Below are 26,714 nucleotides of genomic sequence, written 5' to 3' on the forward strand. Positions count from 1 at the left end.
TAGAAGCGCTCCACTGTAGCATCTGTCTTAGAGATGCATGTGCGTTGGTCTACCTCGGCAGCATCACCCCACTGTGTTTTCAGGAGGTCATACCACCTCTGCTCGTTCTCCAGGCAGTATGAAAACCGACCCTCGGAGTTGGCTTGGTTCTCCGGCCGCAATGAGTAGCGCTTGCAGACGGCAGCCACGTTTACCTGAGGGAGTGGCTCTGCGAGCACGGGGCCGGCAGTAAGAATGAGAGCGACGGCAGCGAAAGCGGATCTCATAGGCCCTTGGGTCCAATATGCGGGAGATTGGCCTTGGCGCGCTGCATGTCGTTACGCGCCATCTCATCGAGCTGGAACTCCCGCAGCAGCACGCCCATGGCGCGTGCTACCAGCACCTCGACCTCGATACCCTTGGCACGCGCCTCTGCGATCGCCGTCGCGCGCTCCTCGGGCGTCATGATCGCCAGGACCTCGCGCGCGCCCTTGAGCACGTCTTAGAGCCTGTGGTGCTCGAGGAGGTCGTAGGGCTCGCTCAATGCAGCACTCCGTCTCCGCGCAGCAGCTCGTCGATGTGGAGCTCCACGTTCAAGGCTGCATGCTCCAAGGCCTCCTCCAGGGTAAGCCCCGATTGGTGCGCTCTGGAGTCCATCTCCCCAAGCTCGACGTTGCTAAGCCGGCAGCCCAGACGATCCTCGAGGTCTTGGAGATCCTCGTTGTAGATAAGGCGCTCTCTGTAGGTCACTGCGGGCACTCCGAAGAGTGGACCCCCTACGGGCCAACACCGCGGATCCACTACCGGGTCCCGCACTCAGTGCTTGGTCACGTTCTCGCTCCGGAGCTCGGCTTGCGCCGTCTTGACCCGGTCGAGCGAGCGCTCGAAGTAGGCGCTCATGGAAAGGCCCTCGATTTGGGCCTGCTCCTCGAAGGCTTCGAGCTCGGCCTCCGACAGGTGCAGGCCGGTGAGGTCCTCGAACTCGTGAAAGGCCTCGGAGAGCGCGAGGCGCTCCCGGTAGGTCACGGCAGATCTCCCTTGGGTCCTACACGTCGGGCACCGGGAAGTTGTTGCAGTAGAAAGCCCACCTGGCGAGGAGAAGGTCCTTCTGCTTCATCTTCCGCTTGGCCGCCTTGAGCCGGAACGCCTCGAGTTGCTCCCGTGTGACCTTGAACGACATGTCGAACCACAGCTTGCCGTCGGCCGCGGCCATGTTCTGGGGCGCCTCGTCGCGCTTGGGCACGGCATGGCCGATACGACCTTTCGGCTTCTCGTCCTTGGGAGGGGGCGGCTGCGCGGAGAGGCGGCTCATTTCTTGGTCTCTGCGAGCTCGGTGAAGCGGTCGATGATCTCTTGGGCGAGCGCGTCGGCCCGCTCGTTCAGGCTGGGATACTGGCTCTCGTTGATCGCGCGGCCGCCGTTCTGAGCGAGCTGGTAGCCGGTTTTGTGCGGCAGATCGGTCGCCGCGCAGCGGTAGCCGGCCGCCTCGACGTAGCCCTTGGCGTCGGCGACCGAGGCGGCGCTGTCGAGCGTTTTGTTCAGGACGAACAGGATGTCGGCCCGCTCGACGCCGCGGCTCAGGAGCTCGTGGGCGAACTTCACCTGCGGCTCCAGGTCGTCGAGCGTCACGCCGGCCGGGACGAGGATCATGTCACTCTCCCGGGCGATCTCAAGCGTAACCGAGTCGAAGTTGGGCTTCCCGTCGAACACCATCAGGTCGTATTGGGTCTGCTGTGTCAGCGCCTTCCTGACATTCGCGAACGCCTCGGCCGGCACCTTGGGCTGCACCCCTGCGGCCATCCGCAGCCTGGCCCACCCCACGTTGGCAAGCTGTTTGGTATGGAAGTCGGCAAGCTTTACGCGCCAGCCAACGCCTGCGTAGGCAGTAGCCATCAGCCGGGCGATCGTGGATTTCCCCACGCCTCCCTTCTGGGAGAGCACAGCGAGGGTCTTCACGGGTGAACTCGCGCTTGGGCGTAGACGATCATGCTCGCATACGCCCCTCATACGTTCACGAGCCGTTAACCGCTACGGGAACACAGGGCGAACTCGTAGCGGGAACCAACCACCTCGGCCCGGCCTATCCTTGATGACCACCCGCGCAACCAGCGGAGGGACATCATGAAGAAGGCATCAGGATTAGGTCTGGGCACACGGATCGCCATCGCGTCGATCTTGCTCCCGTGTGGGATCGCCGTGTTCTACATCGGGGTCGAGACCCTGTGGCCGTCGCATCAGGCGCTCCAGCTCTCGTATCAGACCAACGGCTCGCTCAACACGGTCGGCACGGTGCTGCCGGCGCCCTGACGTTTACGAATGCCCGGTAAGCAAATGGCATCGGAAGCCAGGGTGCGGGATCGGATGACAGGCGGAATGAACGACAACGACAGGCGCGCGCCTCTGTCCACCAAGATCATTCTGACTGTGGTCGCAATCGGCATCGTCCTCGTGCTCGCCTGGGGCGCCCAGGGGATCTGGGGAGGTTGGAGCAATCTTCACCCGGAGTCGCCGAAGCCCGAGCTCACCGCACCCGATCGCTGAGCGCCCTGCTGAAGGCCTGGTCGATCACCTTCTGCATCTCGGAGCCGGCCTGCGCCGCGGCCTTCCCGAGCTGGTTGAGCGTCTTGCCCAGCTCCGACACCGGGAGCTTCGAGCCCGCGAGCATCTTGGCGAGGTCCGGGGAGCCTGGCCGCGCGAGGCCGAGACCTGCGATCGGCGGCAGCGGGGTCACCTTGGGCATCGACGCCTCGGGCTTGCCCTTGCTGTGGAACAGCGCCTCATCGGCCATCAGCACCGGATCCGCCTCGCCGTAGGGGACGAAGTTGTCGAAGTTGACCAGCTCCTCTGCGCCCGCGAGGCTCAGCCTGGGGCGCCGCACAGGACATCCAGTAGGGGACGCTGACCAGACGGATCATTTCAGCACTGACTGATGGCTTTGGGCACACTGTGCCATTGGTGAATGATGAGGAAAACCGCCGCCGCTAGTGTATGCAGGGCGGTGCGTTCGCGGCGTGGGCCGCCTTCGACTTGGCCAGGATCTGGTTGAGCTTGGCGAGGTTCGCGCGCAGCCGGGCGTTCTCCGTCCGGAGCTGCTGGATGACCGTCTCCTGCACGTCGTAGGAGGAGAGGGCGTGCCCACGCTCATCGAAGAGGTGGACGGCAAACTGCTGTTTGGGTGTCATGCCGCGGTTCCTGCGAATGAGCGCATAGGAGACATCATAGCGATGATAACGCGCGATTTGAGCCGAAATTGGTAAGTAAGCTCTACTAAGATTGCTTTATGGATCCAGGATATGCGCCAACCGGCCGATTAGATCGGAAAGGTCACATGCGTAAGGGGAATGTAGTTGCCTGCCTGGCTATAATTCCGTCCGTCATCGTAGTCTATATCTTAATCGCCAACGCGGGAACGCATGTGAAGCACGAAGGCGCACTCATAATTTGCGCAATCTTCAGCGTATTCTCCCTGCCATTCAGCACGGGGTATTTGGTTATTAGCAACGCTGCTTATATCGGCGAAACAAATATCGTTAAATTTGTATATGATCATAGGATTATTGTTCGCACAATAATTTTGGTTATCGGGTCGATCGTATTTTTCGTAGTAAGTTTTGCATCCAACCACCATAAACCTACTCCACCAACAGACCGCATGAGCACCCAGTAATAAGTTTTCGAGAGTCCTCCGAAGCCGTCATGCTGCGCGCTTCGTCGCCGAAACGCGATGATCTGAGCCGATTGCAACTCACGTCGGGCATGCTGAAGATCGCCGTCATCGCTTTGAGGTGCCGCTTTGCCAAAGAAAATCAAAACATTCATTGCATCAGCAATCTTCGGCATTTTAGCGACCAATGTTTGTGCCGCAGAAGTCGTTTTGGACGTTGAATTTGATCCCGCCGCAGTAAACAATCCTAAAATTCTTGGCAAAAAATGCGGTGGCACTGGCACGGAATGCGCAAAAGGAAAAACCGTAGGGTATAAATGGCCGAAATTAGGTGAGTTTCCGGGTTGGGGCACCTGGGTTCGTGTAAAGACTGGCAACGAAATCGTTAGAATAAAACTGCACAATTTAGATGTGCGCTTTGGCGAACATTGTGTGCATAGTTTCGACGCCCATTTGGCAGGCGAAGTTTATGGATGTCGCCGTCCTTAGCCGAAGTGCGCTCACGCTGCCCGCTTCGACGTTGAAACGAGATGCCACGGGTGTTCGGCACCCGGCTTGAGGATTCCCTCGCGGAAGCCGTCGGTGCCCTCGATGATCCCGGGCGTGGCCCTACAAGCGGCTGTTCGGGCCGGTCGAGTGGTCCGAGACGAAGAAGATGTTGGCACCGGTCTTCTTGCGGCGCGCCCCGCGGCCGATCCGCTGCCGGAGCGCGACCTCGGCCTTGCCGCCGCCGGCGAGCTGCACCAGGCCGACGGCGCGTGCTTGCTCCCGGGGTGCCGCCCTGATATTCGCGCCGCCCCGATCATCGGGAGGAGAACCATAATGCCGACGACGAAGGACCACCACGTCACGCTCAAGAGCGAACAGAACGGCCAGCCCCATGTGGCGGAAGTCGTCTACGGCGATGACGGTCAGCCCATGCAGGTCTTGCTCCCGGGCAACGGCGTCGCGCAGTCTCCCGGCTCCTTCGATATTGGTGCCGAGATCCCGAAGCCGGGCACGGGACCAGGCTCCGTCCACTCGACGCACACGACGGTCCGCTCCCAGCACGTTGATGTGTCTAACACCGGTCCTTCGGCCGGCACCGCGCCCACCGGCGTCACTGGCGGCAGCAAGTAGGGCTCGAACGGCCTGCGCCGCAACGATCTGGCAGCCCCGCCCTCGAGCGGGGCTTTTTCGTGCGCGCCTGAGAGCATGCAAGCATGATCGAATGCGCGCATGCTCTCAGAGCGTCGCACGGCTTCGGAAGCCATGAGCGCGCACGGACTACTGCGCGCAGCTCGCGATACGTCTCAGCGACGCGCGCACGCGATCCCCGGCCCGGTCGAGCAGGGACGGGGCAGCGGAGAAACACCAGCACGGCAGGACCGTCCGAATGGTCGCGCTATCTGACAGCTGGACACGTCGGAGCCTCCTGAGCGGCACGCGCCGCTTTGCCGCGCTGCCGGAGCATGCCCGGCAAATGATCGTCGCTCTTAGGGACCGATCGGTGGGTGCAGGCCTGATCTTCACGCGCAGATCATCGGGGTGGGAGGTGTTCCGGCACGGCGGCTTTCGCCGGTTCGCAGCCAGTTACATCCTCTCCGGCCCCGCCTTCCAGATACAGTTCGGTGCGCTAGGCTGGTTTATCTACGACCTGATCCTCTCGGCGCTGGGCCTCGGTCTAAGTTGCCATGGCGAGTAACCGCTACCAATCTCTTCGGACCTTGACGGGCGGTTTGGACATCCGCTTCAGGTCAGAAAATCGCGTCCCATGCGACAAATGAAAGGGCTCAGGCAGCGCCTACGGCACGGACTTCCGTCTCACGCCACCCAAGCCGCCGTCCGTCGGTCGATTGCAAGGATAGACGATCAACGGGGCAGCTCGTTTCGATGTCGACCAGAACCGAGTGTTGCTCGTCCGGCCGATACAGGTGATCCTCGCCCCACTGGCGAAGGGCAACGATGACGAGGAACAGCCCGCTTCCCTTTTCCGTCAGCGCGTATTCCCGGTAGGCTGATCCGTCCGAGGCTGGCGCGGTCGTTAGGACACCGCGCCCCACGAGGTCGCGCAGGCGGACCGCCAGCATACCTTTGGCGATGCCAAGACCGGACTGGAGTTCGCTGAAGCGTCGCCGTCCGTCGAACACGTCGCGGATAATCAGCAGGGACCACCAGTCGCCGATCACGTCGAGCGCGCGGGCGACCGGGCAATCCGCGCCCATAAGACTGACCCGCTTCACCATAACCGTGTCCCACTAGTCCCGTCTGACCTGGTTCTAACTTAGAACTAGATCGACCGTCCGCACAATGGTCTCATGACAGGACCATCTGTGGGAGAGGCCTTATGACCGTGGAGACCGCCTGTCGATCGAGCGCCGCCAACGGTGCACCCTCCCGTGACGACGTAGAGCTGAAGCCGGCGACGATCGCCGTCTGCGCGATCGGATGCGGGCTCTCGGTGGCCAACATCTACTACGCCCAGCCGTTGCTCGACGCGATGGCACACGAGTTCGGGATCGCACCGGCGGCGGTCGGCCTCGTCGTGACGCTAACGCAGCTCGGCTACGCGCTCGGTCTGATCCTCGTGGTGCCGCTCGGCGACCTGATCGACCCGCGTGCACTCGCGGTCACGCAATCCGCCTTGTCGGCGGTCGCACTCGCGATCGTGGCGACGTCTCGGACGGCAACCGTCATGTTCGCTGCGATGGTGGTCGTCGGCCTGTTGGCGGTCGTCGTCCAGGTTCTGGTCGCCTATGCAGCCGCGCTGGCCGACTCCAACAGACGCGGGCAGGTTATCGGCACGGTGAGTGGCGGTGTCGTCATCGGCATCCTGAGCGCCCGTATCGCTGCTGGGGTCCTTTCGGATCTCGGCGGCTGGCGGGCTGTCTACCTGACCTCCGCGGGTCTGAGCGCGGTCCTGGCGGTGGCACTGGCACGCGTGCTCCCAGGCCGTAGGTCTGTTCCGGGGACTGCGAGCTACCGCGCGACTGTCGGCTCCATTCCCCGCCTGTTTTTGGGCGACCCCGTCCTGCGCCTTCGTGGCCTGCTAGCGCTTCTGATCTTCGCTACCTTCAGCACCTTCTGGACGGCACTCGTGCTGCCGTTGAGTGCGGCACCATTCCACTTCTCTCACACGCAGATCGGTCTGTTCGGGCTGGTGGGGGTTGCCGGTGCCCTAGCGGCGGCCAAGGCTGGAGGCTTGGCCGATCGAGGCCTGGGACATCGGACCACCGGCCTCGGGCTCGCATTGCTGCTGGTCGCCTGGGCTCCGATCGCTCTGCTGCCGGTCTCGATCCCCGCCGTGATCGGAGGCGTCCTCGTCCTGGATCTCGCCGTGCAGGCCGTGCATGTCACCAATCAGAGCGTGATCGTCGCACGGCATCCGCAGGCGCGCAGCCGGCTCGTAGGCGGTTACATGGCGTTCTATTCTGCCGGAAGCGGTATAGGCGGCCTCGCGGGGACGACCGCCTTCGCCCTCGCAGGCTGGATTGGCGTCTGCGCGATCGGGGCATTCTTCAGCGTCATCGCCTTATGCGTCTGGCACTGCACTGTCAGTAAATAGATCGCATGGGCAGGCCAGAGATAGCACGTCCGCTGACGGCGCCTCGCGCCAGAACCCGCGTTCGGCTCCTATCGCTCGGACAGCCGCTCCCGATCTGTGAACGGTCCGCTGAACGCAAAGGCCATTTGGCGGGTGGCATGATGTCGGATGCTTCGTCTGTCTGGCCACTCGATGCAGCTGTTGGCTGCGGGCCCGAATGGGAGCTAGCGAAACAAAACCAAGTCATCCAAAGCCCGGTCGACTCTGCCCAGCACGCTCGCGCAGGATAGGTTGAAAGGCTGCAGTCGCCCTAAATATGCAGAGGCTGTCTGCACTCCGCCAGCTTCGGTGAGCATCATGACCGACGGTAAGACCGCCCGGCGCTGGCGAAGCAAGCTCGTCCACCCGAAGGTTGCCGCGTCCCAAGACTTTCGGGCCCTCGTCCCGGCCGTCCATCGGGGCTCGACCGTGGTGTTCGACCGCGTGGCCGACGCCCGCGACGACTGGCGCAGCGAGGGCTACAGTTATGGCCTCTACGGCACTCCAACCACCCGCGAGCTTGCCCTGCGCATTGCCGATTTAGAGGGTGCTCGGGCCAGCTTCGTCGTGCCGGGCGGGCAGGCGGCCATCGCCTTGATCTATCTCACCTACTGTCGTGCGGGCGACCACGCGCTGATCCCCGAGAGTGCCTACCGCCCCAACCGCGAGTTGGCTGACGAGCTGCTCAGCGGGCTCCGCATTGAGGTGGAAGCCTACGACCCGTTGCTGGGAGCCGACATCGCCAAGCTGATCCGGCCGAATACGCGCCTGATCTGGTGCGAGAGCCCCGGCACGATCACGATGGAGGTGCAGGATGTGCCCGCCATCGTCGGAGCCGCTCACGCCGCCGGCGTTCCGGTGGCACTCGACAACACCTACGCTGCGGGCGTGCTGTTCGACGCCTTCGCGCACGGCGTGGATGTGAGCATGCAGGCGCTGACGAAGTATGTTGGCGGCCACTCTGATCTCCTACTCGGCACCGTGTCGGCCGGCTCGGAAGAGGCGCGCGAACGGGTGGGAGCGACGCATCGGCTTCTGGGCTTGGCGGTGTCGCCGGACGACTGCGCGCTTGCCCTGCGCGGGTTGGAGACGCTGGCTGTGCGCTTGGACCGGCTGGCGGTGACTGCGCTGGAAGTGGCGCGATGGCTGAAGGCGCGGCCCGAGATTGAGCTTGTGCTGCACCCGGCGTTGTCCGACTGCCCTGGGCACGAGGTCTGGCGACGCGACTTCACCGGTTCGGCGAGCGTATTCTCGATCGTATTCCGATCAGACTGGAACACAGCGCGGGTGGCGCGCTTCGCAGAGACGCTGCGGCTGTTCCAGCTGGGGTTCAGTTGGGGCGGCACGCACAGCCTCGTCATGGCCTATCCGCCGCTGCCGCGGGTGCGGAGGGGGTATGACGGTCGGATCGTGCGGCTCAACGTTGGCCTTGAGGAGCCCGCGGACCTAATCGCCGACTTGCATCGAGCCCTAACCGAGGAGCCGTAGGGCGCGACATGCGCCATGAGCTGAGGTCTGCGTCGAGTCGTGAACGGGCGCGGCGACAACGTCCATTTTTTTGGATTGCTGGCCGAATGCGGATCCGCGGAAAATTACCCGGAGCGGCCATTCCGAAAGCGATCCATGCCAGCCGTAGAGACAGCCATCGACTCTTTCCGAAAGCGGCCGTTCGCCGGATGTCTGACAACCTGAGCTCAGGGTGGACCGCGGACATTCACTGGGTGTGATGCGAGCGTTGGGTTCGCATCCTCCGCAGAAGTTGGCTGCGCGCTCGGCAGCAGACGTTCCACTATCAAAGCGAGGCGGCGATGCATGAGGGCGAGGATCACGATGACGACGAACACGACGAGCCCATTCCGCGCGAACCAGAGGAGATCGAGACGCGCGAACTCGACGAAGCCCTACGCGGACTGACGCTGCTCGGCGATGATCCTTACCTCGGCATGCAGGCCACGAACGTCGCGCTCGTAGACGGCTTCCTTATGCCGTTGGAAAGCGAAGCCCGCGCCTACCGCTCCGCTGACGAGGGCATCGACATCGGCCACGCGATGCTACTGAACGCGCTTAGCCAGCAGTGGCTCTTCGCCGTATACGAGCTCCTGCGGACGTGGCGCGAGCGCGCTAAGGACGTCTTGAAGTGGAAGGCCAACGGCGGCCTCGAACTTAAGGCGGCCGCGCTGGAGAAGGGTAAGCCAAGCGACCTGAACCTCGGACGCGACGCCTTCGCTCGCGCGCTCCGGCGCATCATCGGGAACCCGGGGATCACGAAGGACATCGAGAACGACCTGGCGCGCACACACGTGCTCTTCCGACAGCTTGAATTCTTGCGCGTGGCGCTCGCCAAGCACGAAGTCTCGGGCCGCCCGAAGCTGTTCGCCCGGGCGCCCGGCTACGCCCGGATCGACATGTGGACGGGCTCGATGTCCTACGAACTCTCAAACGACTTCGCGATCTTGGACGAGGTCACCCGCCGATCGTTTGGCGACGGCATCCGGGCGCTCGCGACGGATCGGACCGTTCCGACCGAGGAGAGCCTAGCTAGCTACGACGCGTTTATGGCCATGAAGCCGAGTGACGTGCCGGACTTCACGGCCCCGCCATGTCCACCAGTTCCAGACGAATGACGCTGTGGTCGTAAAGTGGCGCGTCGAGAACACCCTATCGGATGCCGCCGACGGGCGCGGCAGCAACGTCCGCTCTTTCGCGTTGCTGCCCGAAAGCGGAACAGCCAAGATCCACTCTGTGCTGCCATTCTTCTACGGGCTCGAAGGCGACGTTGGCTCGCCATGCAGCACGCAGCAGAGATGGGCGTTTGGCACATCCAGCGAGGCGGTCCGATGTCCTGGCAACTACACTGGCTTGAGGCATCCGGCGATCTGGGGCCCTGGCGTAGCACCATCGCCGAGGAGGTCGAGATCGCTCGGAAGGCTGTGGCGGGCGTGCTGCCAATATCGCCGCTCGACATCCTCGTGCAGCGCTTGCCCGGCGCGGTGATCCCGGAAACAGGCACGACGGGACAGGCCATGCGTGCTGGCCTGTTTTTCCTCACCATCGATCCCGACAACCCCAACTTCGCGCGCGCGCTGCGTGATGGGGATCTACGCCGGACCGTAGCGCACGAAGCCCACCACTGCATGCGCATGGCCGGTCCCGGTTACGGCTGGACGCTGGGTGAGGCCCTTGTGAGCGAGGGCTTGGCGGGGCAGTTCGTCAGCCGCCTGTTCAACTCACCGCCAGAGCCGTGGGAATGCGCCGTGACCGACGAGGTGCTCGCGGCCAACTTGCCGGACAACGCGACACTCGTATGCAACGGCCACGATCACCGAGCTTGGTTCTTCGGCTTCGGGGGTCGGTATCCGCGCTGGCTCGGCTATACCCTCGGCTACCGCATCGTGGGAGATTGGCTGGAAACGAACGTGAGCATAGGCGGCGATATCTGGATCACCGTCCCCGCGCACGAGGTCATCGAAGCAGCCCGGGGACGAACGCTGTCGAACCTCTGAAATCGGATGAGCTACGTCTGCATCGGCAGGCTGGTGGTAGGATGGCGCCATTCAACGAGCTTCACTGGCGTGGCACGTTGGCTGATCCCACGCCAATCGCCTCTCTCGAAAGCACGCAATGATTGTCTGGGAGGTGCGCCCGTCCTTGCGACAACCATGGCGATTTCAGGCGGCACCGTTGCCTCTTGCGTGAACCATCGAAGCCTGAAATGCTCAACCAGATGGTTGAGCAATCGCATCCAGGTTTGAATGGCGTTTTCCATGCCCTCGCGGATCCGACTCGCAGGGCTATGGTCCGCCAACTCGCGTCTGGCCAGCGCACCGTATCCGAACTCGCCGAGCCCCACGCCATGTCGCTGGCCGCCGCCTCCAAGCACGTGAAGGTCCTGGAGGGAGCCGGCCTAATTCGCCGGGAGATCGAGGGACGGGTGCATCACTGCTCGCTCGAGCGGCTGCCGCTTCAGCAGGCTCTCTCCTGGTTGCGCACCTACACAGAGTTTTGGGACGAACGCCTCGATGCTCTCGAGGGCCTTCTGAACTCCGAGGACGACGATGACCGACACTGAGCCCGCCGTCGTCATTGAGCGTATCTTCCGAGCCTCCTGCGACAAGCTCTACCAAGGCTGGACCGACCCCGTGATGCTCCAGCGTTGGCTCGCGCCGGGCGCGAACGTCGTAGAGCACGCCGAGACGGACCTGCGCGTCGGTGGCCGGTTCCAGTTGCAGACCCGCGGGCCTGACGGCGCGCAGCACCGCATCAGCGGCCGCTATCAGGTGCTCGAACCGGGCCGGCGCATCGTCCAGACCTGGATCTATGACGGCCCCCTCGACCTGCTGCGCGGCGAGGAGACGTTGCTCCAGATCGACTTCACCCCACGAGATGACGGCACCAGCGAGATGCGCCTGACCCACAGGCGGATCGCCCGTGCGGACATCCGCGAGGCCTACCGGGAGGATTGGCCGAGCTGCTTCGACAAGCTCGAACCCTTGCTCCACTAGAAAACGAAAACGAGGAAACGCCATGTCGAAACAAGGCTCACCTGCGCCGCTCCGGCGCGGGATCGTCAAGCTATGGTTCGCGCTTGACGCCGTCGTCGCGCTGGCTCCGCCGCTCTACTGGGCAGCAAACGGCCGCACCGCCCCAATCGCCGGGATCCCGGTGGCGCTCTTCTACTTCCTGGCCGTCAGCCTCTGCATCACCGCGAGCCTGATCGCTGCCTACCTGCTCGATACAGCCGACGAGGAGAGCGCGGCATGATCATCACCTTCGGCCTGCTCGCCCTGTTCTTCGTCGGCGTCGTCTGGGTGCTCCAGCGCAACCGCACCGTCGATCAGTCCTTCACCGACTATGCCGTGGGGGGGCGCTCGTTCGGCGCGCGCTACCAGGCGATGTCGTTCCTCAACACTTGGTATCCCGGCTCGATGTTCACCGCCTTCGGCGCGCTGTCGGTCACGGCCGGTGTGATGTCGTTCTACGTCCTGTCCTACTCGCTCCTGACCGTGGTGCTGCTGTTCGTCCTCGCCCGGCCCGTCTGGATCTGGGGCAAGGCCTACGACTTGCGCACCCAGGGCGACCTGTTCGCGCTGCGCTACGGCTCACGCCACATCCGAACGATCGCGGCCCTGATCGGCATCGTCTCGGGCCTGCCCTGGTTGGTGCTGGGCATGCAGGCGCTTGGCAACCTGTTCCAAGCCATGTCGCTCGGTGTGCTGTCCTTCTCGGCTTCAGTCGTGATCGGCGTGCTCGTCATCGCCCTGCGGCAGGTCTGGACGGTGCGCATGGGCATGCGCGGCGTCGTCATTTCCGACTATCTGCAAGGGATCGTCGCCTACATCGGCGGCGGCCTGATGCTCCTCGGCCTGATCGTCTGGCTGGTGGTAGCCCGGGGCAGCACGCTCGCCACGCTCGATCCCAAGATGTTCGCGATCCCGAGTTTCGGCTCCAAGGAGGGCCCGCTCTACCTGTTCGCGTTGATGTTCACCGGCGCGCTCGGCGGCTGGTGCTGGCCCTACATCTTCGTGCGCCTGTTCACGGCCGACGGCGTGCACAGCCTGAAGAAGTCGGCCGCCCTCGCCGTGCCGCTGACTTTCCTGTTCGGTGTTGCGCTGCTGATCTTCGGCATGCTCGCGTCCAAGGTGCCGGAAGCGGTGGCCAAGCCCGACGACGTCTGGTTCATCGTCTCCGAGCAGGCTGGTGGCCTCGTGCTCCTGGGACTGGCCGGCGTCGTGTTGCTGGCCGCCTCGATGGGGCATACGGACGGCAACATCCAAGCCTACGGCGCGCAGCTCGCCAACGACCTCGTCGGCAACTACGTCGCCCTTGACCAGCGCCAGATGATCGTCATCGCCAAGATCGGCATGCTGCTGCTGACCCTGCTCGCGTCCTGGCTTGCCACCCTGACGCTGCCGGCGCTGTTCTCGCTGGCGGTGCTGGCCTACCAGGGCATCATCCAACTCTCGATCCCGCAGTTCCTGGGCATCTTCTGGAAGCGCGGGAACCGACACGGCGCATTCGCCGGCATGATCCTCGGGTTCATCACGGCGGTCGGGCTGGAGCTCGCTTATGGCGGCCACTTGCCGTTCGGTTACGGCTTGACCTCCGGCTGCTTTGGCCTCGCCGTCAACGTGCTCATCTACGTGGCCTGCGCCTACCTGCTGCCGCACGCAGCCGAGGAGCAGCAACGGGTCGAGGAGCTGTTCGCGGTCGTGCAGGCTAGGAGAGCAGGGCAAGTGGTGGATCCGCAGAGCCGACCGGTTCTGGCCTGAGGAAGCTCGCCACGGACGGCTTCTACACGCTCGAGCCAACGAGAGTTGCAGGACAGTCTAGGCACGCGTCGGCTTGTCCACGTCCAGTATGAACGCATTCAGCCTTTCAAGAGGGAGGCCCGGATTGCCTTGACGGCGCGAGGAACGCGTCGGGCAATCTCGGCCTCCATCAGGCTCATGTGGCAGGCGTCTCGCTCAATGCCCAGCTCCTGGGCGAGCAGCGTGTAGGCGATCTCCCGATCGACAAGGCCCTCCTTCCAGAGCGGATCGAAGAAGCGGTGGGCGTTCTGCCTGGCACGGACGCGTGCGCCATGAGCTTGGTGACCAGCCTCGTCGCGGAGTGGCTTGCTGCCGTTTGACCACAACCCACACGGCTCACAGCGGCTCTTCCGGCCCTTCGGTGTCAGTGTCTGGGTCGCCGGTTGCCCACAGCGGGGGCAGATCGGGATGGGCTTCGCCACGCTTCCAAGTCTCCAAGTTGTCTAGCAGGCGGACAACGTGTCCCCCTAGTGTCCTGAAGAGCTAAATACGACCAATGCGATTTTGTCCGGTTTTGTCCCCCGCGTGTCCCCTAGGTGTCCCCTAGATGTCCGCTGCGATCGTGATTTATCACCAAAACGGACAAGTTGGATGTAGCCTGATTGAGGCGGTCACCTAGGAGAGCATGCTCGCATTCTACTTTTCGCCCATGTGCGAATGAGCGAAAAAGGTCTTCCTGCCGGGCCCGACAAAATTTGCGAGCGCTGATCCCGAAATTCGCCTTGGCTGCTCGGCTCGTCGACGCGGTCACACCCGAGGATCTGGTGGGGAACTGGAGAGCGTGGCTGCTTGGTAGCGGCCCCTTCCTCCGTCGCACTCGAGCGGCGCTGGACGGGCGCACTGCTGCCAGCACCGCGGTCGAGCCACTCGGCCATTTCAGCGCCATCTGATATCAGGCGAAGCTAAGTGTCTGCCGCGCAAGGAGACACCGGCCTGCATCGGGCGATTTGTTAGTGTTTTGTTCTCGTGCACGGCCTGTTAGGATCACGCTAGGTATACGGGGATGACGCGGTCAGAAGGGGAGGGCTATGTCGACCAAGCAGCTACTCGCCCTTCTGAGCTCGCACGTCGATGGTGACGACGAGCAGGTTCTCTCCATCGCGCTGCAGGTGGCCGCCCAAGAAGCGCGGCAGGGCCGGACCGACGAAGCCGAGCAGCTGAAGCGGCTTGTGAAGAAGGCTCGCGATCAGCAGCGGATCGGGCGACCTGTGTCAGGGCAAACGCCGATCCCGATGGCCCGCCCACGTGGTGAGCTTCAGGGCCTCGTCGAGAGCACCTACCCCAAGGTGACGTTGGCGAGCATGGTGCTGGCTGACAGTGCGCGCGCTCGGCTGAGCCGCATCGTGCGGCAGCAGCAGGAGCGCGCCGCTCTTCGTGAGCACGGTCAGACACCGCCCGCTCACATCCTCCTCGTGGGGCCGCCTGGCACCGGCAAGACGATGACGGCCGCAGCTTTGGCCGGTGAGCTGAGGCTCCCACTCTTCACCGTTCGCCTGGAGTCCGTGTTCAGCCGCTTCTTAGGTGAAACAGCCGCGAAGCTAAGGGTCTTGTTCGACCAGGTGGCTCAGACCCGCGGGGTCTACCTCCTCGATGAGTTCGACGCTCTTGGGGCTCGGCGTGGCGAGCCGAACGACGTCGGTGAGATCCGCCGCGTGCTCAACTCCGTGCTGACCTTCATGGAGGAGCCGAACGCGACTGACAGCCTCGTGCTAGCAGCGACTAATCATGTCGAGATCCTCGACGAAGCCCTTGCGCGCAGGTTCGAGGAGGTGATCGAGTATGGACTACCTGATCCAGCCGCAGCCAAGAGCCTGCTGGAGCGTCGCCTGGGTCGTTACAAACTGAATGCGAAGTCCTGGTCGACCCTCAAACCAGCCTATGAAGGGCTGAGCCAGGCCGAGCTTGTCCGGGCGGCGGATGCCGTTATTCGCGACGCCATTCTCGAAGGCACTCTCACCGTGGAAACCGCTGCATTGCGCTCGGCCCTTCAAGATCGACAGACTCTCAGGGGCAAATTTAGGCGAGCTTCAACCTCTTAGCATCGAATATTGTTTTCATACAAATATAGGGACATACGTTATAGGAATTTAATTTGATGGCTGATGATAGTTACAGCGCTCGAGATCTACAGCACATTGCAATCGGAAAATTTAGAGAAACTTTCAAATTCAAACCGCCGACGAGAGAGCAAAATCGAGAGCCTCTTCGTTCCGACTACGCCGCGCACGCCGCTTCGCTCATCGACCAGCTTGCCGCCGCAATGGCGAGCTTGCCCTCGGGCGGCGGCCCTAGGCTTCAAATCGCTAATCTCAAACCCGGCGCGCTTGTTGAGATAGCAACGAGAGCGCCCGACGAGAAATCTCGCACGAAGGCGGCTAAGGTGCCGTCTGGATTGGACTTTCTCAAGCAGGGGATCGTGATCCTGCGGACTGAGCGCCGCGATGATCGCACGGAACATGCTGTGTGGTTCGTGCCGGACGATGCACAGGCGTTCTTGGAGAACCGCATCAAGCAATACGGCCGCGACCCTGGTAATCGGGAGCGACCTGACGTCGAGAAGTTCGAGCTCATTGAGAGTTTGGACGCAGCAGCACCCGCGCTGCTCTTTACAGGTGCCGTCGACTTCTCTGCCCCGGACACCTTCTGGTGGGAGCTGTGGGTGCGCGGACAAAAGCCTCTGGTGGCCAGCCTCGCCGCACATGCCCGCGCTGCCAACTTCGACGTCCACCCCGACACGCTCGAGTTCCCGGACACGACCGTGCTCTACGTCCATGCCACCGTCGCCGCGCTCCTCGTATTTGCGAGCCAAGTCCCCGGTGCGATCACCGAAGTTCGCCGCGCGATGGGCACGATTGAGCCCTTTCTGGACCAGCGAGACGGGAAGATCGGGCAGCACGACTTCGTCGAAGACCTAGTCGGCCGTGTCACTCCACCGCCCACTGAAGCCCCGACCGTCTGCGTGCTCGACACCGGGGTCAGTGCCGCTCATCCGCTGCTGGCGCCCGGCCTGCAAGGAGCGTGGGCCTACAACGAAGTCTGGGGCGTCGATGATCACCATCGGCATGGTGGTCATGGCACCGGCTTAGTCGGCTTGGCGCTCTATGGTGATCTTGAGTTGCTGATGAACAGCGCCGCGCCGGTGGTGCTGGCCCACAGCGCGGAGTCGATGAAGCTCCTTCCGCCGCCCGGCATTCCTGAGACGCCACCGCGAAGCTGGGGGATCTTCACCCAAGGCGCTGTTGCCTCCGCGGAGATCGAGCGGCCGGGCATCCTGCGCAGCTTCTGCTTGGCGAACTCCGCGACCTACTTCCCGCCGAGCCGTCCCTCGAGCTGGAGCGGAGCGCTCGATCAGATCGCGGCCGGCGTCATGAGGGGCGAGGTCGGTGACAATGGGCCTGACAATAACCGCTTGAGGCGGTTGATCCTCGTAGCGACCGGGAACGTGCAGCCCGGTCACCGCACTGAGGTCGAGGCTTTGCAGCCCCTCGAGGACCCTGCCCAGAGCTGGAACGCGCTTACGGTCGGCGGCTTCACCCGCAAGGACACGCCGCCGAAGCATCCACGCGGTTTGACGCCGGTCGTGCCGGCGAACCACCGCAGCCCGTTCAGCCTCGGCTCCCACGCGCTCCCCTACGACCTGACACCCATCAAGCCCGAGGTATTGTTCGAGGCCGGCAACATGGTCGCTGATGCCTCTGGTCACTGTGACGGGCACGATAGCGTAGCCCTGTTGACCACCGGGTCCGATGTCATCGCGGGGCCGCTGATGCCGTTCTGGGCAACGAGCGCCGCCGTGGGTATGGCCGGCAACTTCGCCGGGCGCTTGCAGGCCGCGCTCCCGGACCTTTGGCCCGAAACGCACCGCGCTCTCACGGTCGACTCTGCGACATGGCCACAGCCGATCCGGGCCAAGCTGATTGGCACCGGTGCTCACTGGAAAACCGGCACCAAGCGGCAGAAGCAGCGGCTCTTGCGCGAGTTCGGCTACGGCGTGCCGGATTTGGAACGCGCAGTCATGTCATCACGCAACGACGTGACTTTGATCGCCCAGGCCGAGATCCAGCCTTTCGCCCTCAACGAGGATCGGAACGGCGCCGTCTTCAACGAGATGCACTTCTACAAGCTGCCTTGGCCCCGCTTGGCCTTGCAGACACTTGAGAACGAGATCGTCACCATGAAGGTGACCCTGTCCTACTTCATAGAACCCAATCTGAGCGGAAAGGCCGCCACCCGGCCCGACACCTACCGCTCCTACGGGTTACGCTTCGCCATGAAAAAGCGCAGCGACAGTGAGCCGAGTTTCCGCGCCCGGATCAACGCCAGCCAGGCGAAGGATGGCACGGTCAGCCAGCAGGAGAGAGACGACTGGCTATTGGGATCTAAAGCCGTCGAAGCGGGCTCGCTCCATTGCGACCTATGGAGAGGCTACGCGGTCGATCTTGCAGGACACGACGGCCTCGCCGTCTATCCCGTCGGTGGCTGGTGGAAGTCGCATCTGGGTCAGAAGCGCATGAACTCTAAGGGCCGCTACGCGCTCGTAGTATCCATCTCAGCACCAGGTCAGACTGTCGATCTTCATGCCGAGGTGACTACTCTTGTCGAAGCAGCGACCGTAGAGGTGCCAGTGGCCTAGAGATATCTGTGCCAATGTCCTGTGAAGACAAGCTCTGCACTGTCGTAGCCGGCAATGCAGAGACACAGGTCGACAGACATAGATTTGTAGCGTGATTATATATCTTGGATAAGGTGAGAAATCTATTTATTCTTCGGCGGCAGTCCAACTGCCTTTCGTGCTCTGTCTCCAAGCTGCATATTCTCGCCGACCCAATCTCGCAGTTGATCTATGATAGCCTCATTTTCTTTGGATTGACCAGGAAGTTCGCTATTCCTATGCCACACCAAGTAGGTATGCAGCGCGGACCCGTTTCTTATGTATCCGCCAAAACTACCCGCATGTTTATGCTTGTCTGTAAAGAATGCCAAATTCATCGTGCGAAACGCTTTGCGGGTTTCCTTATTTTCTCCGACATGAAAGTGCTTCAAATAGAGGCGCTCTAAGAAAAAATCGGCATCAATCATCCAGGCCGGTGCTTTTTTCCCCTTTTTTATGGTATACTGGTCCTGGTTTCTGTATCTGAATAAATTTTCGGAAAGAACATTATTATTATTCATTGTTTTTCTAAGATGCAAGCACGTAAAATCCAGAGCATGAAGAACTGGACCATTAATATGCAAGCCTTCAAATGCATAGCGATTATCAGGTGATCCAAAAACATTCATATAGTCGACATAGTGCTCAATACTTTTTCCATTCCACATCTCCCTGCCGCGTGCAGTGGTCTTAGGTATTTTCAACTTTTTAGGTAGATCGTCCACGCCAGTAAGATGTCTGACTCTTGCAAAGAGTGATTTTAAGTTATGCCCATAATTTTCAACAGACTCTCCTCTAAATAATATTGCCGCTTTTAGGTATTTTTCTATCGCTTGTGCGCCAGACCAATAGAACGTATGGAAGAGCCCATTTTGAAATCCCCAGCGGGCCGTAACATAATCTTGATCCGCTATGTTAACAAACATACGAAGAGCAAGTTCAATTTTTCGTTCCTCAAGACTCATTTCTAGTGGTGTTCTTCGCATAGAGAATGGAATGTGGAAATCTTCCAAATCTTGCGGTTTTGTCCCTACGGCGGTTTTGCCCTGATCTGTCATGATGCGCATCACTTTTATTGAGAACGCTAGATTTTCTTATTTGTATTGCACTGATTTCTGCGATTATACCAACGTTTAGCTCGAACGGGCTAGCACGCGCTGCACCTGCGTAGCGGACCATGACGCTCCGCCGCGTGCCGTTGGGATGCCGTGGTCATTGAGGCCGGCCGCAATCTCTCGCAGCGATAAGGCCCCCAGAGAACGCACATCCTTGATGGTCTCGACTAGATCGAGCGCCTTCGCATCGGCGCTGCGTGTGCGAGCCGCTCGTCCGCGCTCGCGGCCACATCCTGGCGCTGCAAGTTCGCTGGGGTGCCAAGTTTCTTCCCCCGTGACTTTGCAGCGGCCAAGGCTTTACGGGTCCGGTCTCCGATGAGACCGGCTTCGAGCTCGGCCACAGCGACCATCTGCTGGAGCATGAACCGACCGGTCGGACCCTCGATCTGCGGCAGGTCGCAGAAGCGCACCTCAACACCAGCCTCAAGAAGCCTGGACAGGAAGGCCACGGAGCGGGTGAGACGCGAGACGTTGGCGACGATCAGCGTAGCGCCCCTGATCCGACACTGCGTAAGCGCCTTGATCAGCTCCGGCCAATCTGAGGAACGGCCGCTCTCGATCTCGATGAACTCGCCGGCGAGGCTCCAGGATCCGCCATTCAGGAAGGCACGCACCGTCTCCTGCTGAGCTTCGAACCCCAGGCCAGAGCGGCCCTGTCGGTCGGTCGAGACCCGGTAGTGGGCGACGAACTTGCCTTGGTTCATGCGCCAGACCGCGCCCCGCTCCGTATGTCACACTCTGTCGAACGAACGTCTAACAGAGTGATACACCGGCATCGAGCTTGAGCGTGTGAGCCCATTCGGTCATCACGGTTCGGCGAAGGGACAACCGAAGAATGAAGCGCCAGCTCGCTGCTCTCGCCATGCTTGTGGCCCTACCTGTATCCCCTGCCATCACCTCCACAGCGAGTGCCTTGGAGTTCAAGCCCGGCACCAGAGACGCGAAAGTGGTCCAGATCACCGTCGTCAACGTCATGGCGCACTTCGCCTGCCCGAACATCGAGCCAGACAGCGCCGGCGTAGAGGCGGCGATGAAGGAGTTCGGCATCACGGACAACGACTTGGTGGACAAGCGCTACGGGCCGGATATCAACGAGCTGACTGCGTCCTACGGCAAGGACATGGCTGCCGCCTGTCGCGCGATCGAGACTGGCTTCGGCCCCAACGGCGATCAGATTCGCGGCCTTGTTCGGCCCAGGGCGGTGCCGAAAAAGCCGGTCGAAGGCTCTTTCCCGGCTGGCTCGGCCGAGAGCAAGGCGGCCCTGCTTGTCGCCACCAGCACCTTCGTGAACAACCACTGCTCGAGCTTGGCGGTCGACGACGAGATCAGCGCCGCAGCCCTAAGCGCCCTCCATGTCAGCCACGACGCCTTATACAGCCCGGCGTTCGCCCTCGACGCCTACCAGAAGGTGCAGGCCTACGAGGGCGACCCACACGGCTGTGACCTGGCGTGGAAGCGCTACGGCATGGACGGCGAAGTGACCCCTCGCGTCCTCACCAAAAAGCGCTGATCCGAGCAAGGACGATTTCGAGCATGCGAGCCTTCACCGTCGCTCTCACACTAGTCGCGGCGCTCGCCACCCCGGCGTGCGCGATGCAGTCGAAGCCTGGCTCTCGCGAGGAGAAGCTCGTCCAGTTCACCGTTGCGACCTTCATGGCTGACAACATCTGCCCGAACGTCATCGTGAACGCGCCGGTCGCGGAGGCGACGCTGAAGGGCTTGGGCTGGACGGACGCCCTCAAGTCCGACCCGATCCTGCGGGCGGACGTGAACGAGCTCCTCACAAGCAGCCGCGAGCACCAAGACGCCGCCTGCCGCGACATCGAGACGAACTACGGTCCCAACGGCAAGCTCGTCCGCGACCTGGTCAAGCCGCGCGAGGACAAGAGGTTTCTCGGTGGCCGCTTCCCGATCGGCTCGCCCGAGGATAGGGCCGCCTCGATCCGCGGCGCGACGATCTACGTCCACCGATCCTGCCCGGCCCTCGACGTCGACAGGAGCGCCGCCTGGAACGCCCTCATCGGGCTCGGGATCAAGAAGGAGGCCCTCTACGACGACTCAATGGATGCCGATATCAACATGCGGATCCGCGTCTATAGCGCCAACCCGGACGGGTGCGGCCTCGCCTGGAAGCACTACGGCGAGCACGGCGACGTCCTCCCCAATCTCCTCACCCACAAGCGCTGATACGAGCAAGGGAGCATTCGACAATGCGCGCACTCGCCCTTGCTCTCATGCTGGCCGCCTGCCCAGCGGCGGCAGAGGAGGCAATTAACGGCACCCTCCCTGCTGACCCTGTAAAGCGCGTCGCGTTACTCGCGGGCGCGGCCGCCTTCGTAGAGTCGAACTGCCAGACGCTCCGGCCGGATTGGAAGGCTGTGCAGATCGCCGTAGCCGCCAACAACTTCCACGCTGACGCCCTCGGCAAGCCTCCGCTCGTCGACGAGATCCGGCGGGAAGTCGCCACTTGGCGCTTCACGAACGCGAACCTCTCCTGCGAGACGATCGAGGCGCTGTTCGGGCCAAACGGGGCGTCCATCGAGGGCTTAGTCGTCCGGGGGCGCTGAGCGGCTCTGCGTCGCGGTGGCCGAGCCCTCAAACGCCGCGGCGCCGCCGTGTCCCGGAGCCTCGTCCGCGTCCTTCATGTTCCGGGACCTCTCCACCCCGGGACCATCCTCCCCCGGAAGCAGATCCACGTCACGCTTTCCGTTCCGTCTAATACTCCTTCAAGGTGTATTAAACTTATGGAAAGCGTGACGAGAACCAGAAGCAGGCCCCGGCTCATAAGGCGTGCCGCCGGATGTGTGGGGAGGTCAGGCAGCGGCTGTCCCTGCTCCAGACTGGGTCCGGGTCTGCGAGGCAGTGCCGGCGGCATCCCGGCCATCACGACCGCGCTCTCGATATCGGCGAGACCGGGCGCGCGACAGCGCCCGCTTATGCGCGGCCACAGGGTCATCGCCGTAGAGCTTGACCGACGTGGTCTGGGCGATCGCGGATGCGTTCGCACACCGGTCGACCAGCGGGCAGGTCGCACAAAGCGGGAGCGCGCGGTCCACGGCAACCGGCAGTCCGAAGCAGGACGGTAGCAGCTGGACGAGCGGAAGCAGGTCCGGCTGCACGGGCACGGCAGTCCTGCTGACCGCCTCCCGCGCCATCTGCACCACCCGGGCACCATAGACGGCTTCGGCCTGCTCAACGCTCACGAGGCGGTCGATGTCGATGTAGCTCCCGAGAGCGTGCTTCAAGTTCGACCGCTTTTTGGCGACCTCGAGCACGTGCCGCTGATGATTGAGCTGGTGCGGGAGGCCCAGGAAGTTCTCGGGTCGATAATGCGCCAGCGCCGAGACCGCCTGGCGGCCAGCCAGCTCCTCCTCCCACTTGGTCTCGACCGCGGTGAGGCAGTCGGGCTTGTTCCAGAGCTGTCCGGGACGGGGGACGCGCTTCCACTTCCCACGACGCAACGCCGCCTCCATCGTCGTGAAGATGAAGAAGCGGTAGCGCACGCCCAGCGTGTCGGCGCAGACACGCGCGTTCCAGAACGTGCTGAACTCCCGGCGGTCTGCGAACAGCCCCTCCTTGGCCGTTCCGCGCTTCAAATCGGCCGTGGCCGCGTCGAAGTCACTCCTCCACTTGGCGCGGAAGACGACCTTGTAGTCCTCCACAAACTGCAAGGTCGCGTCGAGTGGCGACATGAAACGGTAGTCAAACCATTTCCTCATCGACAGATCGCGCTCGACGCGCCAATCCTCCGGACGCATGTGCTTGGCCGCACGGATCATGTCGGCCGTCCTGTTCTTGAGGCTCGACCGGTCCAGGAGTTCGTCAGGCATGCGGAGGCGATCAGATGAGACAATCATCTGTTGGGTCCTTCTTCGTGGTGCTGCGTTGCCACCGTTCGGTGTCTCGCTCTCTATAGCGAGTCGGCCCCGGGATTTTTTGAGCTACGCAGCACCAGACCTACGCCACCGCACTCCGGTTCAGCGCCTCGATCACCTCGAACAGCCGGCTTGTCTTGGCGTCGTCGAAGACCTGCTCCGGTCCCTGGGGCGCTACGTCCGTGAAGGGGCTCTCATAGAGCAGGCCAGGCTCCATCACGCCTTGGGCGGTGAGGTGATCGACAACGAGGCCAACGAACTCGATCTGCTCGCGCGTCGCCGTTCCGCTAGCGAGAAACTCGGCGAACGCGCCGTTGACCGCTTGCCTCTCGAGACCGACTAGCGACCGCACGAAACGGCCAAATCCGGCACTCGCTTCACGCGCGCGTTCGATAGCCTCAGCGTCACCGATTCCGGCATCCACCAGCATCTTCTCCAGCTCAGCGAGATCGGTGGGCGTGAGCGCCTTTCCATGTCGGAGCCGGCTGAGCGCTATATGGTCCTCGTGCTTCTTCAGGAAGGCTCGCGCCTTGGCCTTGAAGCGCACGAAGTCGACCTCGCCGACCTGCGGCAGGTCATGGGCGACCCCCTCCCCGATCTCGTCGGCGAAGTCGGAGTAGACGATCGCGCGCTTGCGCGTCTCGATGTGCTGAATGAGGTCGCGGAGCCGGATCCGGACGAGCTCAAGCAGCGGGACGGTCACACCCTCCCACCACGGATCGGTCTGGATCTCCTCGATCAGCGCCGCCTGCGCCGCGATGCCGGGGATGGCGCTCTGCTCCTCAAGTGCGGAGGCGATTTCGAGGAGTTGCTTCCTGAGCGTGGCGAAGCGCTTCGAGCCTCTCAGCAGCGCGAGCTGGAGCGAGAACATCAAGAGGTCGAACCGCTTCGCCTCCTCGGTCCCGTGACGCTTGGCGGTCGGTAACGGCGCGACCTGCTCGACGAGCTCGTCGCGGGCCTCCGCGTCGATGGCGATCCAGGCGGCGAGGTTGAGATACTTCTCCACCACCCGCCGGCGCTGCCGGACGACGAAATTGTCGAGGTTCATGCCGGCGATGGTCTCGCGCAGTTGCGCGACCGCGTCGGCGCGGACCTCCTCCTCGGTCGGCGGCGCAGGCACGCCGGAATCATACGGCGCCGGATCCTCGGCGAAGCCCGGGGCCTTCGCCAGCTTGTCGTCGAGCGCCCGCACCAGATCGAGCCGCGCCGCGAACAGGCGCTCGGACAGGGACGCCGCGGCGCCCGGGTCCTTCATCTCGGGGTCAGCCCCAAAGAATTCGAGGTTCCCACAATAATCGAACACGCGGAAGAACGTCTTGTCGTCCGCAGGCGCGAACAGGTCGGGGCAGAGCCGCGTGCCGCGGCCCATCATCTGCCAGAACTTAGTCTTGGAACGCACCGCCTTGAAGAACACGAGATTGACAACCTCCGGCACGTCGATGCCGGTGTCGAGCATGTCGACCGAGATCGCGATATGCGGCACCTTGGTCTTCTCCGAAAAGTCGTCGATCAGGCTCTGGGCGTAGTCAGTCTTGTAGGTGACGACGCGGGCGAAGTGCCCGGCATAGTGCGGATAGGCCGCGTTGAAGCGCTTCTCGATGAACTCGGCATGATCCTGGTTCTTAGCAAACACGATCGTCTTGCCCAGCCGGTCGCCGCCCTCGACCTTCACGCCCTTCTTCATGAAGTGCGCGATGACGTGATCGACCGTGTCCACGTTGAACAGCCGCTTATTGACCTCGGCCGCTTCGACGCTGTCGGGGATCTCGTCCTCGCCCCACTCCAGCATGTCCCACTGGGTCTTCTCGTCCTCGGAGAGCTCGTCGTAGCGTAAGCCGGAGCGAATGATCTTCAACGGCACCGAGATCGCCTCGGGGGGCACGAGATGGCCGTCGCGCACAGCCTCGTCGAGTGAGTAGGCGTCGGTCGGCACGCCGTCCTCGAGGTCGAACAGCGCATATGTGTCGTGGTCGACATCCTCGCGCGGCGTCGCGGTCAGGCCGACGAGCAGGCTGTCGAAGTAGTCGAAGATCGCCCGGTAGCGCTGGTAGACGGAGCGGTGCGCCTCATCGATCACCACGAGGTCGAAATGGCCGGGCCCGAAGCTCCGTTTCCCCTGCGCCTTGCCGTCGATCAGGTTCATCATCGTCGGATAGGTCGAGAGGAAGACCCGCCCCTCGGCCGTCTTCTCGGTCACAAGGTTGACGGGCGCCGAATCCGGCAGGTGCGTCTTGAAAGCGTTCGCGGCCTGCCGCACGAGGCTGACGCGATCGGCGAGGAACAGCACCCGCTTCACCCAGCCGGCGCGCATCAGCAGGTCGACCAGCGCGATCACGGTGCGCGTCTTGCCCGAGCCGGTCGCCATGACGAGCAGGCCCTTGCGCTCGGATTGGTCGTCAAAACTCTTGGCGAGGGCACGGATGGCGCGCTGCTGGTAAGGGCGCCCGGCAATCTTGGCGCTGAGCTTGGTCTCGGCCAGCACCTTCCGGCTCGTGCGCCGCTGGATCACCAGTTCCAGCTCGTCGCGCTTGTAGAAGCCGCCGATCTCGCGGGGCGGGTAGTGGAGATCGTCCCAGATCCAATGCTCGTAGCCGTTGGAGAGGAAGATCACCGGTCGCTGGCCGAACCGCGCTTGCAGCGCGTCGGCATAGAGCTTTGCCTGCTGCCGCCCCTTCTGGGCGCTGTGCTTGGTCGCCTTGGCCTCGACGAGGCCGAGCGGCTTGCCGTCGAGGCCCCACAGCACATAGTCGACGAAGCCGACACCGCTCTCCGACGGCATGCCCGCGACCTCAAACTCGGTGTCCTCCCCACGGTCCAGTGCCCAGCCGGCTTCCTTCAGCAGGAGGTCGATGAAGCGGTCACGGGTCTCGGCCTCACCGTAATCGTGCGTGTCCGGGACGGCCGCGTTCGCCTTGCGCGCGGCCGCTACCTCGGTGCGCAGGCGCGTCAGCTCCGCGTCGAGCTCCGTCCGGCTGACGAGGAGTGCCGTGAGTTCGCCGTCCTTGGCATCCAGGTCCTTCTGCTGCTTCTGGAGTTGCGCGAAGGCCCGGCGGACAACATCGTCCCTGCGGGTCAGCTGGCTCGCATCGAAGGCGAGCCCGTTCGCCGGGCGCTGGCCCCGAGCATAGGTGCGTGCGAACCAGAAGCAGACGTGGAACAGCTCCTTCACGGCGCCCGCAGCGTCGCCGGCCGAGATCACCTTCTCCTCATGCACCGCGCGATTGCGCAGGGTGTTGATGTATTTCGCCTTGGCGAACACCGCGGGGCCGGCGAGGCGCTTGAAGCTCGGCTCATGCAGGAGCGCGGCGATGTTGTCCTGATAGGGCAGGCTCAAGCCGGGATCGTTGCGAAACGCCCATTTGACTGCGACCTCCACCGTCTTGCCGGCAAAGAATGCCCCCGCCGTGGCCGAGGCCAGCGCCTGCCGCTCCGCCTCGACCGCCGCCTCATGGACATGTGGGAATTCCGGGAGGAGGAAGGCGAAGTTGGACATGACGTCAGGCTGACCTTCCCCAGAAGGAAATTAAGTTGCAGGTCGCACTCTGTGGAGGCTTGCAATC

The 26,714-nt window shown here is 62.9% G+C and carries 32 protein-coding genes; 18 read left to right on the forward strand and 14 right to left on the reverse strand.

What is annotated here, in order from left to right; translation table 11 throughout:
* Positions 1–262: 262 nt before the first annotated feature.
* The 5 genes from BLT59_RS06595 to BLT59_RS06615 form a co-directional block, all read right to left on the reverse strand.
* Complete coding sequence (locus BLT59_RS06595) at positions 263–478, reverse strand: hypothetical protein (RefSeq protein ID WP_091777734.1); 216 nt, start codon at positions 476–478, stop codon at positions 263–265.
* Positions 479–519: 41 nt separating this feature from the next.
* Positions 520–729, reverse strand: a complete 210-nt coding sequence (locus BLT59_RS06600) for a hypothetical protein (protein WP_091777736.1) — start codon at positions 727–729, stop codon at positions 520–522.
* Positions 730–795: 66 nt separating this feature from the next.
* Positions 796–1,005 (reverse strand): hypothetical protein, encoded by a 210-nt coding sequence (locus BLT59_RS06605; RefSeq protein WP_091777738.1) that lies wholly within the window; start codon positions 1,003–1,005, stop codon positions 796–798.
* A 19-nt stretch (positions 1,006–1,024) separates the two neighbouring features.
* Positions 1,025–1,291 (reverse strand): hypothetical protein, encoded by a 267-nt coding sequence (locus BLT59_RS06610; protein WP_091777740.1) that lies wholly within the window; start codon positions 1,289–1,291, stop codon positions 1,025–1,027.
* On the reverse strand, positions 1,288–1,935 hold the full coding sequence (locus BLT59_RS06615; RefSeq protein ID WP_210185966.1) for a ParA family protein: 648 nt from the start codon (positions 1,933–1,935) through the stop codon (positions 1,288–1,290). Before BLT59_RS06615 ends, BLT59_RS06610 begins: the two co-directional genes overlap by 4 nt.
* A 165-nt stretch (positions 1,936–2,100) precedes the next feature.
* On the opposite strand from BLT59_RS06615, the gene BLT59_RS06620 reads away from it, so the two are divergent.
* Positions 2,101–2,286: a hypothetical protein gene (locus BLT59_RS06620; RefSeq protein ID WP_091777744.1), complete on the forward strand. Its 186-nt coding sequence runs from the start codon at positions 2,101–2,103 to the stop codon at positions 2,284–2,286.
* 66 nt (positions 2,287–2,352) lie between these two features.
* Positions 2,353–2,520 carry a hypothetical protein gene (locus tag BLT59_RS31195; RefSeq protein ID WP_175543956.1) on the forward strand — a complete coding sequence of 56 codons (168 nt, stop codon included), beginning with the start codon at positions 2,353–2,355 and terminating at the stop codon, positions 2,518–2,520.
* Here the strand turns inward: BLT59_RS31195 and BLT59_RS06625 are convergent.
* Together BLT59_RS06625 and BLT59_RS06630 are read right to left on the reverse strand one after the other, a co-directional pair.
* On the reverse strand, positions 2,501–2,857 hold the full coding sequence (locus BLT59_RS06625) for a hypothetical protein (RefSeq protein ID WP_091777746.1): 357 nt from the start codon (positions 2,855–2,857) through the stop codon (positions 2,501–2,503). The genes BLT59_RS31195 and BLT59_RS06625 overlap by 20 nt on opposite strands.
* Positions 2,858–2,960: 103 nt before the next feature.
* Positions 2,961–3,161 carry a hypothetical protein gene (locus tag BLT59_RS06630; protein ID WP_091777748.1) on the reverse strand — a complete coding sequence of 67 codons (201 nt, stop codon included), beginning with the start codon at positions 3,159–3,161 and terminating at the stop codon, positions 2,961–2,963.
* Between the two features lie 611 nt (positions 3,162–3,772).
* Between BLT59_RS06630 and BLT59_RS30565 the strand changes: the two genes are divergently transcribed.
* Positions 3,773–4,132 carry a hypothetical protein gene (locus BLT59_RS30565; protein WP_139173988.1) on the forward strand — a complete coding sequence of 120 codons (360 nt, stop codon included), beginning with the start codon at positions 3,773–3,775 and terminating at the stop codon, positions 4,130–4,132.
* Positions 4,133–4,252: 120 nt separating this feature from the next.
* Here BLT59_RS30565 and BLT59_RS32110 read toward each other — a convergent pair whose 3' ends face one another.
* Positions 4,253–4,387 (reverse strand): hypothetical protein, encoded by a 135-nt coding sequence (locus tag BLT59_RS32110; protein ID WP_280141036.1) that lies wholly within the window; start codon positions 4,385–4,387, stop codon positions 4,253–4,255.
* A 78-nt stretch (positions 4,388–4,465) separates the two neighbouring features.
* Between BLT59_RS32110 and BLT59_RS31200 the strand changes: the two genes are divergently transcribed.
* Positions 4,466–4,762 (forward strand): hypothetical protein, encoded by a 297-nt coding sequence (locus tag BLT59_RS31200; protein WP_091777752.1) that lies wholly within the window; start codon positions 4,466–4,468, stop codon positions 4,760–4,762.
* 256 nt (positions 4,763–5,018) lie between these two features.
* Complete coding sequence (locus tag BLT59_RS06645; RefSeq protein ID WP_091777753.1) at positions 5,019–5,327, forward strand: hypothetical protein; 309 nt, start codon at positions 5,019–5,021, stop codon at positions 5,325–5,327.
* Between the two features lie 88 nt (positions 5,328–5,415).
* Here BLT59_RS06645 and BLT59_RS06650 read toward each other — a convergent pair whose 3' ends face one another.
* A complete protein-coding gene (locus BLT59_RS06650) occupies positions 5,416–5,868 on the reverse strand; it encodes a winged helix-turn-helix transcriptional regulator (protein WP_091777755.1) in 453 nt (150 codons plus the stop codon).
* A gap of 101 nt (positions 5,869–5,969) precedes the next feature.
* Here BLT59_RS06650 and BLT59_RS06655 point away from each other — a divergent pair, with 101 nt between their 5' ends.
* The 8 genes from BLT59_RS06655 (at position 5,970) to BLT59_RS06690 (ending at position 13,474) form a co-directional block, all read left to right on the forward strand.
* Positions 5,970–7,187 (forward strand): MFS transporter, encoded by a 1,218-nt coding sequence (locus BLT59_RS06655; protein WP_091777757.1) that lies wholly within the window; start codon positions 5,970–5,972, stop codon positions 7,185–7,187.
* A gap of 336 nt (positions 7,188–7,523) precedes the next feature.
* A complete protein-coding gene (locus tag BLT59_RS06660) occupies positions 7,524–8,693 on the forward strand; it encodes a cystathionine beta-lyase (protein ID WP_091778110.1) in 1,170 nt (389 codons plus the stop codon).
* A 320-nt stretch (positions 8,694–9,013) separates the two neighbouring features.
* Positions 9,014–9,829: a hypothetical protein gene (locus BLT59_RS06665; protein WP_091777759.1), complete on the forward strand. Its 816-nt coding sequence runs from the start codon at positions 9,014–9,016 to the stop codon at positions 9,827–9,829.
* A 213-nt stretch (positions 9,830–10,042) separates the two neighbouring features.
* Positions 10,043–10,708, forward strand: a complete 666-nt coding sequence (locus BLT59_RS06670; protein ID WP_091777761.1) for a DUF2268 domain-containing putative Zn-dependent protease — start codon at positions 10,043–10,045, stop codon at positions 10,706–10,708.
* A gap of 209 nt (positions 10,709–10,917) precedes the next feature.
* Positions 10,918–11,274, forward strand: a complete 357-nt coding sequence (locus BLT59_RS06675; protein WP_091777762.1) for an ArsR/SmtB family transcription factor — start codon at positions 10,918–10,920, stop codon at positions 11,272–11,274.
* Positions 11,261–11,707, forward strand: coding sequence for an SRPBCC family protein (locus BLT59_RS06680; RefSeq protein ID WP_091777764.1), 447 nt, complete (start codon positions 11,261–11,263; stop codon positions 11,705–11,707). Before BLT59_RS06675 ends, BLT59_RS06680 begins: the two co-directional genes overlap by 14 nt.
* Positions 11,708–11,729: 22 nt before the next feature.
* On the forward strand, positions 11,730–11,966 hold the full coding sequence (locus BLT59_RS06685; protein ID WP_091777766.1) for a hypothetical protein: 237 nt from the start codon (positions 11,730–11,732) through the stop codon (positions 11,964–11,966).
* Entirely contained in the window at positions 11,963–13,474 is a 1,512-nt protein-coding gene (locus BLT59_RS06690) for a sodium:solute symporter family protein (RefSeq protein ID WP_091777768.1), read from the forward strand. Before BLT59_RS06685 ends, BLT59_RS06690 begins: the two co-directional genes overlap by 4 nt.
* Positions 13,475–13,572: 98 nt before the next feature.
* Here BLT59_RS06690 and BLT59_RS06695 read toward each other — a convergent pair whose 3' ends face one another.
* A complete protein-coding gene (locus BLT59_RS06695) occupies positions 13,573–13,935 on the reverse strand; it encodes a zinc-finger-containing protein (protein ID WP_091777770.1) in 363 nt (120 codons plus the stop codon).
* Between the two features lie 606 nt (positions 13,936–14,541).
* Between BLT59_RS06695 and BLT59_RS06700 the strand changes: the two genes are divergently transcribed.
* Both BLT59_RS06700 and BLT59_RS06705 read left to right on the forward strand, forming a co-directional pair.
* Complete coding sequence (locus tag BLT59_RS06700) at positions 14,542–15,552, forward strand: AAA family ATPase (RefSeq protein WP_091777772.1); 1,011 nt, start codon at positions 14,542–14,544, stop codon at positions 15,550–15,552.
* A gap of 56 nt (positions 15,553–15,608) precedes the next feature.
* Positions 15,609–18,146 carry a S8 family peptidase gene (locus tag BLT59_RS06705; protein WP_091777774.1) on the forward strand — a complete coding sequence of 846 codons (2,538 nt, stop codon included), beginning with the start codon at positions 15,609–15,611 and terminating at the stop codon, positions 18,144–18,146.
* A gap of 122 nt (positions 18,147–18,268) precedes the next feature.
* On the opposite strand, the gene BLT59_RS06710 is transcribed toward BLT59_RS06705, so the two are convergent.
* Positions 18,269–19,222, reverse strand: a complete 954-nt coding sequence (locus BLT59_RS06710; RefSeq protein WP_175543957.1) for a HEPN domain-containing protein — start codon at positions 19,220–19,222, stop codon at positions 18,269–18,271.
* 224 nt (positions 19,223–19,446) lie between these two features.
* On the reverse strand, positions 19,447–19,983 hold the full coding sequence (locus BLT59_RS06715; protein WP_244513883.1) for a recombinase family protein: 537 nt from the start codon (positions 19,981–19,983) through the stop codon (positions 19,447–19,449).
* A gap of 131 nt (positions 19,984–20,114) precedes the next feature.
* On the opposite strand from BLT59_RS06715, the gene BLT59_RS06720 reads away from it, so the two are divergent.
* From BLT59_RS06720 to BLT59_RS06730, 3 genes are read left to right on the forward strand one after another with little or no spacing between them, the layout of a single operon-like run.
* Positions 20,115–20,789, forward strand: a complete 675-nt coding sequence (locus BLT59_RS06720; RefSeq protein WP_139173994.1) for a hypothetical protein — start codon at positions 20,115–20,117, stop codon at positions 20,787–20,789.
* Between the two features lie 23 nt (positions 20,790–20,812).
* Positions 20,813–21,466 carry a hypothetical protein gene (locus BLT59_RS06725; protein WP_091777780.1) on the forward strand — a complete coding sequence of 218 codons (654 nt, stop codon included), beginning with the start codon at positions 20,813–20,815 and terminating at the stop codon, positions 21,464–21,466.
* Positions 21,467–21,489: 23 nt separating this feature from the next.
* A complete protein-coding gene (locus BLT59_RS06730; protein WP_091777782.1) occupies positions 21,490–21,846 on the forward strand; it encodes a hypothetical protein in 357 nt (118 codons plus the stop codon).
* 246 nt (positions 21,847–22,092) lie between these two features.
* On the opposite strand, the gene BLT59_RS06735 is transcribed toward BLT59_RS06730, so the two are convergent.
* Together BLT59_RS06735 and BLT59_RS06740 are read right to left on the reverse strand one after the other, a co-directional pair.
* Positions 22,093–23,109 carry a hypothetical protein gene (locus BLT59_RS06735; RefSeq protein WP_139173997.1) on the reverse strand — a complete coding sequence of 339 codons (1,017 nt, stop codon included), beginning with the start codon at positions 23,107–23,109 and terminating at the stop codon, positions 22,093–22,095.
* Between the two features lie 127 nt (positions 23,110–23,236).
* Positions 23,237–26,647: a DEAD/DEAH box helicase family protein gene (locus BLT59_RS06740; RefSeq protein ID WP_091777785.1), complete on the reverse strand. Its 3,411-nt coding sequence runs from the start codon at positions 26,645–26,647 to the stop codon at positions 23,237–23,239.
* Positions 26,648–26,714 lie beyond the last annotated feature (67 nt).

Source organism: Methylobacterium sp. UNC378MF (genome assembly GCF_900103195.1).
Lineage (GTDB): Bacteria > Pseudomonadota > Alphaproteobacteria > Rhizobiales > Beijerinckiaceae > Methylobacterium.